This is a genomic window from Proteiniborus ethanoligenes (genome assembly GCF_900107485.1).
Lineage (GTDB): Bacteria > Bacillota > Clostridia > Tissierellales > Proteiniboraceae > Proteiniborus > Proteiniborus ethanoligenes.
In genome coordinates this window covers 103165-118480 of record NZ_FNQE01000002.1, presented here as the reverse complement: position 1 = coordinate 118480, position 15316 = coordinate 103165, and the positions used below count along the sequence as shown (strand labels likewise).

General features: G+C 33.4%; 13 protein-coding genes and 1 riboswitch. Of the genes, 2 read left to right on the top strand and 11 right to left on the bottom strand.

Features of this window, described 5'->3' with window-relative positions; all coding sequences use genetic code 11:
• Positions 1-47: 47 nt before the first annotated feature.
• From BLV37_RS01620 to BLV37_RS01600, 5 genes are all read right to left on the bottom strand, one after another.
• Positions 48-1412: an MATE family efflux transporter gene (locus BLV37_RS01620; protein ID WP_091726296.1), complete on the bottom strand. Its 1365-nt coding sequence runs from the start codon at positions 1410-1412 to the stop codon at positions 48-50.
• A 207-nt stretch (positions 1413-1619) separates the two neighbouring features.
• Positions 1620-3266 (bottom strand): dihydrolipoyl dehydrogenase, encoded by a 1647-nt coding sequence (lpdA, locus tag BLV37_RS01615; RefSeq protein ID WP_091726293.1) that lies wholly within the window; start codon positions 3264-3266, stop codon positions 1620-1622.
• 84 nt (positions 3267-3350) lie between these two features.
• A complete protein-coding gene (locus tag BLV37_RS01610; RefSeq protein WP_091726291.1) occupies positions 3351-3704 on the bottom strand; it encodes a carboxymuconolactone decarboxylase family protein in 354 nt (117 codons plus the stop codon).
• An 89-nt stretch (positions 3705-3793) separates the two neighbouring features.
• Positions 3794-4216 carry a MarR family winged helix-turn-helix transcriptional regulator gene (locus tag BLV37_RS01605; protein ID WP_091726289.1) on the bottom strand — a complete coding sequence of 141 codons (423 nt, stop codon included), beginning with the start codon at positions 4214-4216 and terminating at the stop codon, positions 3794-3796.
• A 285-nt stretch (positions 4217-4501) separates the two neighbouring features.
• Complete coding sequence (locus BLV37_RS01600) at positions 4502-6352, bottom strand: HD domain-containing phosphohydrolase (RefSeq protein WP_091726286.1); 1851 nt, start codon at positions 6350-6352, stop codon at positions 4502-4504.
• Positions 6353-6551: 199 nt separating this feature from the next.
• On the opposite strand from BLV37_RS01600, the gene namA reads away from it, so the two are divergent.
• Positions 6552-7565 (top strand): NADPH dehydrogenase NamA, encoded by a 1014-nt coding sequence (gene namA / locus BLV37_RS01595; protein ID WP_091726284.1) that lies wholly within the window; start codon positions 6552-6554, stop codon positions 7563-7565.
• A gap of 22 nt (positions 7566-7587) precedes the next feature.
• Here the strand turns inward: namA and BLV37_RS01590 are convergent, their stop codons facing one another.
• Positions 7588-8415 carry a methyl-accepting chemotaxis protein gene (locus tag BLV37_RS01590; RefSeq protein WP_091726281.1) on the bottom strand — a complete coding sequence of 276 codons (828 nt, stop codon included), beginning with the start codon at positions 8413-8415 and terminating at the stop codon, positions 7588-7590.
• A 235-nt stretch (positions 8416-8650) separates the two neighbouring features.
• On the opposite strand from BLV37_RS01590, the gene BLV37_RS01585 reads away from it, so the two are divergent.
• Positions 8651-9070, top strand: a complete 420-nt coding sequence (locus BLV37_RS01585) for an OsmC family protein (protein WP_091726278.1) — start codon at positions 8651-8653, stop codon at positions 9068-9070.
• Positions 9071-9130: 60 nt separating this feature from the next.
• Here BLV37_RS01585 and BLV37_RS01580 read toward each other — a convergent pair whose 3' ends face one another.
• From BLV37_RS01580 to BLV37_RS01560, 5 genes are all read right to left on the bottom strand, one after another.
• Positions 9131-10777, bottom strand: a complete 1647-nt coding sequence (locus tag BLV37_RS01580) for a methionine synthase (RefSeq protein WP_091726276.1) — start codon at positions 10775-10777, stop codon at positions 9131-9133.
• On the bottom strand, positions 10777-11904 hold the full coding sequence (locus tag BLV37_RS01575) for an NAD/NADP-dependent octopine/nopaline dehydrogenase family protein (protein WP_280140100.1): 1128 nt from the start codon (positions 11902-11904) through the stop codon (positions 10777-10779). Before BLV37_RS01575 ends, BLV37_RS01580 begins: the two co-directional genes overlap by 1 nt.
• Before the next feature lie 97 nt (positions 11905-12001).
• A riboswitch (cyclic di-AMP (ydaO/yuaA leader) is annotated at positions 12002-12127 on the bottom strand.
• 129 nt (positions 12128-12256) lie between these two features.
• Complete coding sequence (locus tag BLV37_RS01570; RefSeq protein WP_091726272.1) at positions 12257-14365, bottom strand: stalk domain-containing protein; 2109 nt, start codon at positions 14363-14365, stop codon at positions 12257-12259.
• Between the two features lie 34 nt (positions 14366-14399).
• Positions 14400-14861, bottom strand: a complete 462-nt coding sequence (locus tag BLV37_RS01565) for a chemotaxis protein CheX (protein WP_091726270.1) — start codon at positions 14859-14861, stop codon at positions 14400-14402.
• Entirely contained in the window at positions 14861-15277 is a 417-nt protein-coding gene (locus tag BLV37_RS01560) for a bacteriohemerythrin (RefSeq protein ID WP_091726267.1), read from the bottom strand. The genes BLV37_RS01565 and BLV37_RS01560 overlap by 1 nt, the downstream gene beginning before the upstream one ends.
• Between the last annotated feature and the right edge of the window lie 39 nt (positions 15278-15316).

Genomic DNA, 15316 nt, shown 5'->3' with positions numbered 1-15316 from the left:
ATTAAATAACAAAGTTATGTTCTCTTACAATTCTTATTATTAGTAAATTATGCTACTTTAATTACTTTTCTCTGCCAATATCCCTTTTTATAAATAGCAAATCCATATGCACATACTATTAGGTTACTAAAACTCATAGAAATCCATATGCCAGTAGGACCAATATCAGTGAAATATTTGAATAGTAATATCATTGGCAATCTTACGAACCACAGCCTTCCAACTTCCATTGCCATTGAGTACCTTGTATGGCCAGATCCTTGAAATATGCCTTGGAATATACTGAATATACCCATAAGCGGCATGGATACTGATATGTATCTTAGATAATTGATTCCTTGAGATATTACCTCCAAATCATCCTTAGATTGCATAAACAGATTAATAATCTCCTTGTCCTTCCATATCATTATAACACATCCCAATATTGAGAAGGATATTGTAAGCTTTAAAGATTTTATAAAAGCCTCTTTTACTCTTCCAGTTTGTCCAGAGCCAAGATTTTGCCCAACAATTGAGGTTAGTGCAGCTCCTACTCCCATTGCTGGCTGCATTATTAATGAAGTAATTCTATTGACCATACCAAATGCAGCTATAGTAGATGTCCCATAAGAAACTATGAATCCATTAAGTGCTATAAAGCCTAAGGATGCTCCAGATTGACCAATTGACGAAGGTAAGCCTACCTTCACAATACTCTTTATTATTTCTATATTAAATCTAAAGTCCTTGAAATTAGGTTTTACAACAGCAGAGGATTTCATTAAAATGTATATGGCTACAATTGAAAGAGCTGCTCTCGACACTAATGTTGCTATTGCCGCGCCTGCTATACCCATATTAAATGTAAAAATAAAAATTGGATCTAATATAATGTTTAGTACTGCACTTATTCCACTAAGTATTGTTGGACTTAATGTGTTACCCTGTGCATTCATAATTGAATTAAAGCAAAAAAACAAGAACATAAACGGCATATCTAAAAAAGTAATCTTTAGGTATATGTTACTATATTCCGCAAGGGTGCCTGTTCCGCCCATCAGCTTTATTATGTATGGACTAGTTAAATATCCTATAACAGTAAAACCAATAGATATTATTAAGGATATAACCATAAGTTGGCTAGAATATTTGCTTGCTTCTTCATATTCACCTGCTCCTATTAGCTGAGACAATAGGGATGTTCCTGCTATTGAGATGCCTATACCTAAGGATATAAATAAAAAAACTACTGGCCAGACGAATGCAGTAGCAGCAAAGTGAGTAGAGCTAAGCTTACTGACCCAAATTCCATCTACTAAGTTATAAAGTGTTTGTATTAAATTATTTACCATAATTGGAAGTGACAAAGTAATAATGACTTTATATATGTCTCCGCTGAGTATGAGTTCTCTTCTCTCTTGAGTGTTCATCGGCTTTCTCCTTTCCATAGGTTAGGCTTACTTCAATTATTAAAATACTTTTAAAAATGAATGTAATATTAATTATATCATTATATAGTAGGAATTGGATAGTACTCAATTTAAGAAGCATAAGGTAATTTTCGATTTAGAAGAACAACAAAAGGCTTGGATATTTTAAATCCAAGCCTGTTTAAACTCTAATTTATTATTTCTAGATTAATTGTGAATACAACAATTATTTGCAGCTAAAGCTGCCTCGAATACTGATTCTGATGTTGTCGGATGTGGATGTATTGTTTTAGTTATTTGATCTACTGTGAGTCCATTGGCTATGGAAATAGAAATTTCATTGATTAAGTCTGTAGCATTTGGTCCTATAATTGAAGCTCCTATTACTTTTCTAGTTGTTTTGTCTATAATAATTTTAACAAATCCTTCAGTAGAACCTAATGTTAAGGCTTTCCCGTTTGAAGCAAATGGGAACTTCCCTACTTCTATTTCTAAATTATGCTTGAGAGCTGTAGCTTCATCTATGCCTACACATGCAATTTCAGGGTCTGTGAATATAGCACTGGGTACTACCGTATAGTCCATTATACTTTTTTCTCCCATAATATTCATAGCAGCTACAATACCTTGAGTAGAAGCTACATGTGCAAGCTGAATATTACCCGTTACATCACCTATAGCATATATATTAGGTATATTGGTTCTCATTTCTTCATTTACTCTAATAGACTTCCTATTTTCATTTAACTCTATATTGGCTTTTTCAACATTTAATCCTTCAATATAAGGCTGTCTACCTATTGAAACAAGAACTTTATCTGTAGATATATGCTTGCTCTCATTGTTTTTAGAGAAGTTTACTATACATTTTCCCTTCTCATCTTCTAGTATCTGTTCTACCTTTGAACCTGTGTATATTTTAATTCCTCTGTTTTCTGCAATGTTCATTATTTCATTAGATATGTCCTCATCAAGTCCAGGTAAGACTCTATCCATATACTCAACTACCCATACCTTTGTGCCAAAGCTATTGAAAATAAAAGCAAACTCCATTCCTATTACTCCACCACCAATGACAACTAGCTCTTTTGGTAATTCATTTATTTCCATTATGCTTGTACTATTAAAAACATTCTTAGATTCAATACCAGGTATTGGTAGACTTGCAACAGCTGAGCCTGTTGCTATAATAATATATTCTGTATTAATAGTAGTTTCTTTGAATTTATCTTTTACAAATACTTGATTTTCGTTTATTATTTCACCATTTCCCGTTATAAATTTGACATTGTTTTTTTGGAGTAAATAACTTATGCCTTCTCCTAGCTCAGATACTATTCTATCTTTTCTAGAAACTACCTTATTAATATCAATCCCGTAATTTTCAGCAAAGCAACCGTAATTATCTGCTTCTAAAATATTCCTATATACCTCTGCTGAGCGTACTAGGGCTTTTGTGGGAATACATCCTCTGTTTAAGCAAGTTCCACCAATTTTATCTTTTTCAACAACTACTACATCTGCTCCTAGCTGAGCAAGCTTAATGGCTGCTACATAACCTCCTGGACCAGAGCCAATAATCGTGACCTTAGCTTTAATTTCTTCTTTCTTAGGTGTCATCATGCCTTTAAGATAGTCAAAGGATGGTTTTGTATCTTTTTTCGCTTCTACTATTTCTCCATCTAATATAGCTACAACCTGCCCTACATTAACCATGTCTCCAACTTTAACGTTTATTTCTTTTATTAATCCTTTCCCATTAGGAAAAATATCTGAAGATTTTTTGTTGGCCTCTACTAAAAACAATGGCTCATCTGGATTTATGTTGTCACCAGCCTTTTTATATATCTTCATTATTTTTCCTTTAGCTGCTCCACCTAATAATTTCTCAATCTTAATATCTACGCTAATTTTAATCGCCTCCCTATTTTAGAAGCCTTATTTGAAATCCTTTTCAAATTCATCAATGCAATCTTTTAATAATGTTGTTGCATAAGCTATAGATGGACCTCCACCAAATGCAACTGCAACCATTGCCGCTTCTAGTAATTCTTCTCTAGTTGCACCTGCCTCAAATGCCTTAAAGGTATGGAATGCTATACAATACTCACATCTATTGTAAACAGCAATACCAATACTAATTAACTCCTTAGTCTTTACATCAACAACCTTTGGTTCGTAGCTAGCGCCTAAAAGATTCATAAAAGCATCAATATGTGTTGGATTAGTTTCACCTACAGCTTGTAAGCCATTCATAAAATCATTTAATAATTCTCTTGGACCTTTACTCATTTTTATTCCTCCTTAAATTTAAAATACTTGCTATGCTAATTATTAGCATAGCAAGTATTTGTTAAAAAATCAACAACTTTTTAAAAAATTTATTTAACATTTGATAACATTTTATCTATCACTCTAAGAAATATTTCTAATTCTTCATCAGAAATGCCTTCAGTAAAAACCTGAGCCATCTTCTCTCCTTCTGGCATAAGTTTTTCTCTGTAATCAATTCCCTTTTCTGTTAATAGCAATATAGTAACTCTTCTATCACTTATATCTTTTTTTCTGAGTACATAGCCTTCCTTTTCCATTCTATCAATTAGTCTAGCCACAGAAGATTCCTTTATGTCCATTAATTCGGCTAATTCTTTTTGGTTAAGCTCATTGTGCTTACCTAGATAATAAAGTGCAATCCACTGTACTCTTGTTATTCCTACCGTTAAAAGTCTTTCATTAAACTCATTGGCAAGTTTTTTACCTGCTCTATTTGTAATAAATCCTACACAAGCATCTAAATCAAACAAATTATGCACTCCTTTAACAATTTATATAGATAATTTATACTATCATGAAGAATAGTATAGTTTTTCTAGAATACTTAATCCTTTTTATATTATCTCTTAAAAAATTATTTCCGTCAATTTCAACATGTTCCTTTCTTTATAAAAAGCTACAGGATTTAACCTTGCATAAAAACCTCTTCGATATAATGCTCAAAATCCCATTAATCAGAAGAGGTTTTAAAATTATGCTTAAATAAGGTTCCTGTTATTTATTCTTTTTTTGAAAACTACAACGTTTTATTAATTTTAATCTTGCTCCCTAAGCCATTTTACAAATACGTCTACAATCTGGGAATCAAACTGTATATCTTTATTCCTAAGCATTTCTTGTATGGCTTCTTCCTTTGTTAAGGGCACTGTACGATAAGGTCTAACACTTGTCATAGCATCATATGCATCTGCTATACACACTATTTTGGACAACAAATCAATTTCCTCTCCTTTAAGTCCTTCAGGATAACCGCACCCATCAATTCTCTCGTGATGCTCTAATACTATCTTTCTACTTTTTTCTAAAAAGTCTAAATTAGATAATATTTCATAGCCCATTTGAGGATGCTTTTTCATAATATCATAATCTTTCTCTGTGAACTTACCTTCTTTATTTAATATGTGTTCTGGTATACCAATTTTCCCAATATCATGTAAAATACTTCCTTGTCTTAGATGATTTTTATCGTAATCACCTAGATCTAGACTTTCTGCTATAGCAAGGGAATAGTGCATAACCCTTTCACAATGACCACCTGTATAAAAATCCTTAGTCTCTACTGCGTTTGCCAATGCTCTTACAGTTTCGAAATAATTTTTCTTGTTTTCTTTCAACAATTCTTCAAGCTCTTCATTCATTGCTGTGGTTTCTTCGTATAATGCAGTTGTTTCCTCATATAATGCAGTAATTTCTTCTTTTTGTCCAAGGATCTCTTTGTTTTTTTCTTCTAGTTTTTTCTCGTATCTATATCTTTCATCTAATAAGGTCTGAATGTTTTCCGCCATTTTATTGAAATTGCGACTTAGAATTTTAAATTCATCATTTGAATGGACTTCTGTGCGGATATTAAAGTTGCCTTCCGAAACTTCTTTTGTTGCAGCTGTAAACTTTTCAACAGGCTTTGAAATATATCCAGCAAGGAAAAAACCTAAAATAAGTGCTAAGACTCCAGCCAATGTACTTATTAACGTCATCATATATTTGCTGTCCTTTAAATGCTTCTGAAGCAATGAATCATTGAATATTATTTCTATAACATTTACATCGTTAATTCCTTTTGAATTCATTATTTCATATGGTACATACCAATATGTAGTTTTTGTCCCATTGTATTTATCATTTACCTCAACTATCTCTAAGGTTTCAATTGCCTGATTATAGTATTCTCTGTTTTTTTCATCTATTATTGCAATGTCTTTATCATTGTTTTTCTTATAGCTTATACCCTCATTATCATATAATGTTATACTATCTACAAATTCGTATGCTTCAATAATCTTGTTTTCAAAGCTATCAAAACCTATCCCCTCTAATGCATCATCATATCTATCCATCAAAAAACCTATTTCAAATATGTATTTCCCATCTGGAGAAGGTAAATAGCAATATTTTCTTGCTTCTGCCTTAATTGCAGATAGGTCAATTCTCTCTGAAACAAAAATTCCATTTTTCCTTATATTATCAAGCTCTTTAACAAAATTTAAGGATACTTTATTAAAATCTAAGCCTAAGTCAGTTTCATCTGTAGAAGCTACAATTATATTGTTTGAATCAATTATATATAAATCAGCACCTTCCTTGTCTGCTAGAAATTCATATAAATCAAAATCTATACTATTTTTTTCATGGTATTTTTCTAGAACTTTATTGAGTATATCTTCTGCATCTTCTGCTAAATAATCTTCTAAAAGTAAGTACATATGGTCTGCATCATTTACACTACTTACTACTCTATCTTTTACAAGGCTCTTATTATGTTCAAAATCATGCTCTAATGCAGTTTTCATATGAAGGTACTGTGAAACTCCTAAAATTAAAGAAGCTGTAAGCACTACAAAAAACATCAGTAAACTCAATTTATATCTAAACGAAAAAATTTTATGCAAAATTTCCCCTCCTTTGTCGATTTTTCGTATGTTATGTTAATTATTCTGCAATATTTTTATTTTTCCTGCATAATTACACATTTTTGTTCTAGCCTTTAAATTTAGGTCTTAAATATCATAAATAATTTAAATGTAAATAATAAAAATAGGATAATAATATGCTTATAGTGGTATATATTTAAGAAGGACGGTGATAAAGTTGAAAAGCTTTGAAAATTACACTATTAAAGGGTTAACGTTAAAAAACAGAATTGTTATGCCCCCTATGTGCATGTACTCTACAGATGACTCAGGTCTTGCAAGAGATTGGCATACTACTCATTATGCATCTAGAGCTATAGGTGGAGTTGGATTTGTTATAGTAGAAGCCACTGCTGTTGTACCTAATGGTAGGATAAGCAGTAAGGATTTAGGTATTTGGGAAGATAGACAAGTGCCTGGTCTTAAGAAAATAGTTGATAGCTGTAAGGAGCATGGAGCAGCTGTTGGTATCCAATTAGCACATGCGGGAAGAAAATGCTCTGCTGAAGGAGAAACAACCGTAGCTCCAACTTCCTATAAGTTTAGTGAAGCATATAAAGTACCAAAGGAATTAACTAAAGAAGAAATCAAGGACATAGTAAAAAGCTTTGCAGATGCTGCCCTCAGAGCAAATGAAGCAGGCTTTGATGTGATTGAAATACACGGTGCTCATGGCTATTTAATTCATGAATTTCTATCTCCTCTATCTAACAAAAGATTAGATGAATATGGCGGGAGCTTAGAAAATAGGACAAGGTTTTTACAGGAAATAATCTCAGCGATTAAAAATGTATGGCCTGAAGAAAAGCCTATATTGCTTAGAGTTTCCGCTGATGATTATATTGAAGGTGGGCTTAATATCGAAGAGATGGTTAAAATTGTTAATATAGTAAAAAATCATATAGATATGGTACATGTGAGTTCAGGCGGTTTAGAAAGTGTAAGCATCAAAACTTATCCTGGGTATCAGATAAAATTTTCTGAAACTATAAGGAAGGAATGTGGTATACCAACTATTGCAGTAGGTTTGATAAAAGAATATGATCATGTGGAGGAAATACTCAATAATGAAAGAGCTGATTTAGTTGCCCTTGGAAGAGAGCTATTGAGAAACCCTTATTGGACTTTACTTAATGCTTATGAGAGAGGATATGATATTGAGTATCCAAAACAGTATGAAAGAGGATTTTAAAAGACTAGCCTTAGGCTAGTCTTTATTCTTCATTTGTTAGATCCTTTGCTTCTTCAACTATTAAATTGATTGCAGCATATAATTGCTGCACGCTACTATTAATATTTTTTATGGCTTCTGCTTGATTTTTTGTTATTAAGCTAATCTCACTAATTATATCACTTTGCTCATTTGATGATTCCTTAATACCCTTTAGGATTTCTTCTATTTTTTGAATTGATTCAGAACTATTTAGTGCAAGCTTTCTTATTTCCTGTGCCACTACACCAAAGCCCCTGCCTTCTTGTCCTACTCTCGCCGCTTCTATAGCAGCGTTTAGGCCTAACAGGTTAGTTTGATTTGCAATGTTTTGTATAAACTTTAATATTCCATCAGTTTCTTCAATATGTACATTAGATTCGTTTGATTTTATGGACAGCTTATTAGATACTTCAAAAAGCTTCTCTGACCCATCATCAATTAGCTGGGAAGACTGAGTAAGCTCCTCCAAACCACTTGATAATTCTTCAGCTAAGGATAATAGTTTTTCCTGCTTGTCAATTGAAATCACAAAGGAGACAGCACCTGTTATTTTATTGTTCTCTTTAACTGGTATTCCACAAGCTACATAAGGAAAACCTGCAACTTCTGCTGGAACCTTTTTGATAATTCTTTTTCCTGTTTTTAAACAATCATTTACAACGCTGCCTTCTAAAATAGCATCTCCTGCATTAACAAGTTGTGGAACTTGTTTTCCCCTTACAAAAGACAAGTACTTTTCTGTGTCTGTTACTGTAACAGCCATATCATCTAGAGTTAAGCTATTTATATATGGGGCTACATTTACAAAAGATTCAAGTAAACTAGTCAAAACATACACCTTCTCTCTATTTTTTTATAATATATTAAAAGCTTCTATAGCCACATTAAAATAAATTAAGAAAACCTTCCAATTCGTCATAACAAAATTATATCAAAATAAATAAGAAAATGCATTATTAATGTGCTTTTTGTTTTATAATAAGCTTAATAATTATATATTTCCTTATTTATTTTGTTATCTTAGGGTAATAGAACTATAATAGGATTGAAAGGAGAGATTTTTTATGAGTACTACAAAATTAAATGGAAAATTAAAAGGTAATATGGCTTTTGAAATGAATATCAATGGTCATAATCTTGTGATTGACGCATCCGAAGAGATAGGTGGGAATAACCTAGGTCCAAGACCTAAGCCTCTTCTGCTAGCAGGATTAATCGGCTGTACTGGCATCGATGTAATGTCTATTCTAAAAAAAATGAGGGTTGAAATAGAAGATTTAGATATTGAAGTATCAGCTGAGAATACAGAAGAACATCCAAAGGTTTACAAGGATATTCATTTAATATTTAAATTCAAAGGTGAAAATCTTCCAATAGATAAACTAGAAAGAGCTGTAGAACTATCTCAAGAAAAATATTGTGGTGTTACTGCCATGCTAAAGGAAGCCACATCAGTTACTTATGAAATTATTTTAGTAGAATAGATTTTAAACAAATATAAGCCGATGAGTATCTTAGTTTTCATATACTCAATCGGCTTATATTTATTTTCTAAAGAGTTTATTATTTTTAAAAATGGTCTCTACTCTTTCTTTTTCTGGTATGATTCTAGCATTATCTTCATCGTAAGCATATAAAGCACCGCTTACCATTCTAGTCTTTAGTTCTCCCCTTGCTACATTACTGTTTTTCAATTGAGGGGCATCTAGTATACCTAATTTTACTGCTTCTACTAATGTATCAGGATCTATTAGTGGATCTTCTTTGTCTGGACTAAGGGATTTTATACTTTCTATAATGATTTTAGCATCTTCTATCAGTTCATTTTTCCTTCTCTGAACATTTTCATCTTTCTTAATATCAATTGAGCCTAGGAATTCATTTTTGATTATTCCTCTAACTATTTTACATGATTCTATAACATCCTCTGCTTCTGCCGCATGGTGGGCCTCACAGAAACCAACCACATGATATATATGGGGCTTAATTGCCATAGCTAAATATGCTGAAGCAGCTAGCTGACCCTTTGCTTGATATAAATCAGCAGGAAAGCTTGCCAAGCCCGCTCTAGCTTGACGATAGACGCTAAATTTTTCATCTACTAAGCTCTCTATTAGCTCTATTTTTGCCAGCATTTTTCCTAAGTCGTTTTCCCCAGATATATTGGCTGGTACATTAAACATAAATTGTGCTATATAATCTTTAACCCCCATTTTCTTAGCATTATAAGCCACTATATATGCAACAGCTACTCCTATAGCATCATGAGCATCTCTAAGACTCCAATGATGAGGATCATTTACTTCTACAGGAATATTTCTTTCACCATGCCAAGCCATCACTTGTTGATTTTCTATGATAGCTTCTTTTAATGCTCTAGGTCCTCTTTTATCTAATTCCGAATACCAGAATAGCGGAACCGCACACCAAGCATTATTAATAGTATCTTGTAGTACCTGAGCAAATCTTGTTATGTTTTTAGTTCCACTGTAAGATCTTAGGAGTGGGTAGTTTCCCCTTTGAGCCGCATTATATAAGGCACGCAAATCCTCTTCTGCTCTAACAGGAACTCCTCCTGCTCCACTTAAGCTATCATCCATGTTTTCTTGGTCAAAGAAATATTCTTGTGCATTTTGATCTGGTGCAATAGATATTACATCTAGTACTTTAGCTTCTGCAATCTTCTCTATTGCCTCTAATGTTTTTTCCATAGATGTAAGACCTAGATGATGCCTTATTACAGGATAAGGATATTTAAATTTAATTCTTTCTATAAGACTACTTGGATATATTTCCTCTTCTAAGTTTTCCTGACCTTTAAGATAAGCTATTACATCATCTATATCTTCATCTCCATAGAAGATTTTATTGAATATATTATATTTTTCTGCTACTAAGGCAGTAGGCTCTGTGCCTCCAAATAGCCAAAGCATGTTTTGCAGGTTTTCATTTCTATTTATTTGCTCCTTTAATTCCTGGAGTATTTTGTTTAATGGCTCTGGTGAAAGCCTATATGAAAGCCCTACAATATCTGGCCTTTTATTCTCTATTACATCTATTAATTCTTCAATGCTTAATCCTATGCCGATAAATTCGGTTTTATAATTTTCTTTCTGAGCTAAGCTTAGAAAATTCATAGTACCAGCCACATGAACACAATTGCCAAGTGTTAATCCTATAATTTTCTTCATTATACTACTTCCTCCAATCTTCTCTTAACTATTGTTCCCCCTCTTGCTAACATATGCATTTCCGTAATAGACAATCCATCTAATCCCAGTCTATCTGCAGTCCTTCCTTCTTTTCTAAAGTCTCTATTAGTCATAAATTGAGCTATATTTATTATTGAGGTTATGGCAGGTGTTTTCATGCCTAAGCTGTGAGCCATAGACTCCATAGGTACCAGTCCATATGGAACATCCTCATAAATATATCTAATCTGTAGCCCCTGTGGCGCTTGTAAGCCTTTGTAGCCTGAATTGTTCTGGACGGCTTCATATATATTATCTCCTTTTGACCCATAAGTTTCTTTAAGCCACTCAGCTGCAGATAAAGTCTCTACTTGTAATATTCTTCCTAGCTCCATTCTTTCTCTATCTATTTTCTCTAAAAAGTTTCCTATGGAGGGCGTTATACCTTCTGTATAATATTCGAAAGGTGCACATCTTTCGATATGTCCACTGTTAAGAAGCGTAGGTGCAGGATGGAATATAGCACCATAATTATTGATACTAGTTTCTAAAACATCTTTTGCTGGGATAAATTGAGGATATGCTTCGTTAATAAGCTCTAACACATAATTAGTTTTTGTAGCAGGTATTGCAGCTAATGTAACTTCTCTCTTTGATTTAAATATGTGTGCACTATTATATGATGTGGCTCTTGATGCATATATAAAGGTTTGAGCTTCTGCTACTATTATATTATTTTTATTTCTTTCCCTTAATAGGGTTTCATATACCTCTAGTGCCCCTCCAGTCCTGCCAGGATTTAATATTATTATTTGGTCGTTTTTTATATAGGGAGCCATTTCTTTAGCAATATTATAATGTCCTATTGCAGGTATGGTTACCATTATTATGTCAACATCATCTATGGCCTCCTCCATACTATTCGTCACCTTGTTCAATACTCCATATCCATTCTCTTCTCCAGTAAGGTAAATAACAGGATCTTTCATTAATGGAATAAGCTTTTCTAAGGTTCTGTTATACAGATTTACCTTATATCCAAGCATAGCAAGGTATCCTGCCATAGCAATTCCCCCATTGCCGGCACCAATGACACAATAAGTGAGTTTTTTTGTCAATACAATCACCCTTTCCAAATAGTATTTACTCTGTATATTATGTAAACAAGAATTTGGGGGTCAAAAAAGACCATGGGATTCCATAGTCTTAATATCGATTAAATATTAATCCCCCTTTGTACGCTTACGAGGTTAGCTGTCGGGTTAGGGCTAAAGGGTAGCCCCTCCTAAATGGATTCACCCCTAAAAATCGGTTCCCCCGCTTCCGCAAAGAACTCAGCGATATTATATTCTTATATTTTAGAGTAGAGTTTTTCTAGCTAATTATACCACAGGCTTTTTATATTTGCAAGAGGTATTTTGTGCTATTTGACCCTTTTAAATAGGTTAAGCTTATTTATTATTATGATAGTTTCAATAACTAAATTCCTATTTTGTCAAGCTCTTGTAAATTATATTGTTTTATTATCCTCATTAATTTTATAGGATATTGTGAATCAGTAGCATAGCCTGCTCTCCTTAATGCCCAAGCCCCCAAGGTGCTGTCATGCATTACTTCTCTAAAAGGTTCGTACCTACTAGCTTTTAGTAGTAAATTTTTATGGTCAGACCAGCTTTCGTCTATGTTGTTGTAGGCTCTAAATTCTGCATCAACTCGAAATGCTTTACCATTGTACTCTTCCCATGTGTTTGAAATTACAGAGCCTACAGTTCCCTTTCCTTTTATTCCGAAAAGATTATAGGAAAGATTGCCTTTATACTTGTCTACTGGAACGCTTTGACCCCAGCCTGTTTCAAGAATAGCCTGAGCTGTTTGTAGAGCTGCTGACATACCTGTTTTCTCCCAGGAACCCTTAGCAAGGTCAGATGCTAGTCCTAGAAATTTATCTTTTTCTATTATAGGTGATGATGAATAGGTCTTGCCTAAATATACTGTAACTGGAACCTCTTCACTTAAAATTTTTGTACCTGAATTATATATTCCTTCTGCTTGAAGCTTCCAGCTTCCCTCTTGACCCTGAATAGGTGTATAAGTGTACTCAACTAATGGTGATTGTCCAGAAGCTAAAGCCTTTCTAGCTCCTGTTTTAGCATTAATGATAATATAATTCACACTATCCAAGCTTACATTGCTAATAGTATTAAGTTTTACAGAGGTTGTAAGAACTTGTTTGGGTCCTACACCATCTAAGAACAGCTTAGGAGCTCCTGATAAATTAACGCTTACTTTACTACTTTCATGCGTTATCCCTCTAGTATCCTTAACTCTGACTAAAAGCTCCTTGTTCCCTGAGTATTCTGGACCTGGGAACCATTTGTAGCTTCCATAGCCCATTTTAGCGAGGGTTTCTTCCTTTCCAGTCTTCGGATCTCTTAGGACATATTCTGTTTCACTAACATGGAAATTTCTTGAGGTGGAAAGAGTAACTGGTTTGTCAATTGTTCTACCTGATGAAACTCCTGATAATGCCAGCTTGCGAGACATCTGAACTTTAGCACTAATACTTTGACTTTCATAGGCCTTGCCATTTTCATCATATGCTATTGCTTTAAAGGAATAGTTCCCGTTATCCTCTAGCATTGGAGTCCAGTTATACAGTCCTTGAGGATCTGCTTCTGAGGACATCACTACCTTATTATTATCCTGATTGATAATTTCATATTTTACATAGGATGGAACAAAATTAGTATCTGCGCCTATGGATACTGTTCCGTTTATAGCTTGCCCTTGTGATAAGCCTGTTAAGGAGACTTTAGGGTTAACATCCATCTGCACATATGTTGCATTTCCAGCTATAAATTCTCCCTTGTCATTATAAATAGCAGCTACTAATACTTTTTCTCCCTTATGCTCCAAGTTAGGTAACCAGTTATATTTTGAAGTTAATCCATTTCCTCTAGCAACAACTACACCTTTAGCATTAGCTGGGTCTAGCAAAAGATATTTTATTTCAGTACCATTTTTTATTCCTTCTTTAGGTAGTGATATTTGAAGCTCTGTTTTCCCTGTTATAGCTTGTCCTGGGTTTAGGGACAATATCCTTACATCAAAAAAAGATATAACCTCTGCATTTTTACTAGAATCCACATATACAGTTCTACTTTCTTGGTTCCAGTCAATTCCAATGCCTAAGGCATTACTAATTAAACGTAAAGGCACATAAGTACGTTCGTTTATTATAGTCGGTGGAACATCACATAAGTCATATACCTTTTCATCTTTTTGGTATAGAACTAGATGGCTGTCAATTCTTAAAAGAACAGAGTTTTTCCCTTTCTCCACCAGCACAGTTCTATCTTCATTATTCCAGGTTACTTTTGCACCTAGCTGCTCAGCTACGAATCTTATTGGAACAAGGGTCCTATCGTTTTGAATTATAGGCTGAGCTATAGATGTAATATCTTGCCCATCTACTATTAATTTTATTTGACTTAAGGCTAAAGCTTTTGGACTAAATAATTGAGTAAGTACACACAAACATATTAATATAGCTAGTTTACTGGGTCTCATAAATTTAATCTTCTTCATTATGTACTCTCCCTTCTTTTGTTGTTTCTATCTATTATTTTTCCTTCAAAAATATATTAATATGGAATTCTCCTATTGGAGTTACTAAGGGAAGAAGTAAAGCTTTTTCATTCCCCATAGAAAAGGCCTTATATTCTCCTACAAAAACCTGTGGTGGAACTATATCACATATATAGTTATTAGCTGCTAAAAGCGTCATAGCATTCCCACTAATAATATTAGCTACTTCCCCTAAGGCAGATGAAACAAAGCTGTCTATCTTGTCCATTTCTATACCAGACATTATCTTAACCATTTCTAATGTCATATCCTTTGGAAATCCAAATATTATTGTTCCCTTTAAATCTCCCGTTACTCCAAGTACAACATTTGCATCCTTGCTGCATATCATGTCTTCTATAGCTTGTAACTTTCCTCTTTCCACATTTACATCAAGCATCAATTGTAATACGTCTGCTGTAGCTTTATAAAATGAGTTAACATATTCTGCCTTCATTATATTTCTCCTCCCTTGCCCTTGACGTATTCTCCAATTTCCTGGTCCATTTTCCCCACATGCATAATCAGCCATGTCATGAGCTTAGCACTAAATTCTTTTACTGTTTCTTCAGTAAAGCCTTCACTTTCAAAAAGCTTAACATAGTTATTTATTTCTTCTTTGAATTTAGCATGTATTTCTTTATGCTTCTCAATATTTGGATATTGTATTTTTTCCTGATAAGCTTCTTCTGCATCAAAATGAACAACTACATAATCCTGCATAAATACCATAGTTTCTTTTACCTTATCTAGCTTTTCATCCCAAGTTATATTGTTTTGAACAGTTCGGATAAATTCAGATAATCGCTTGAAAAGCTCCTGATGCTGTTCATCAATAAGCTCTACTCCTATTTTATACCTTTCTTTCCACATAAATTATACCTCCCTTTCTATTTGTTAGATTGACTTTTC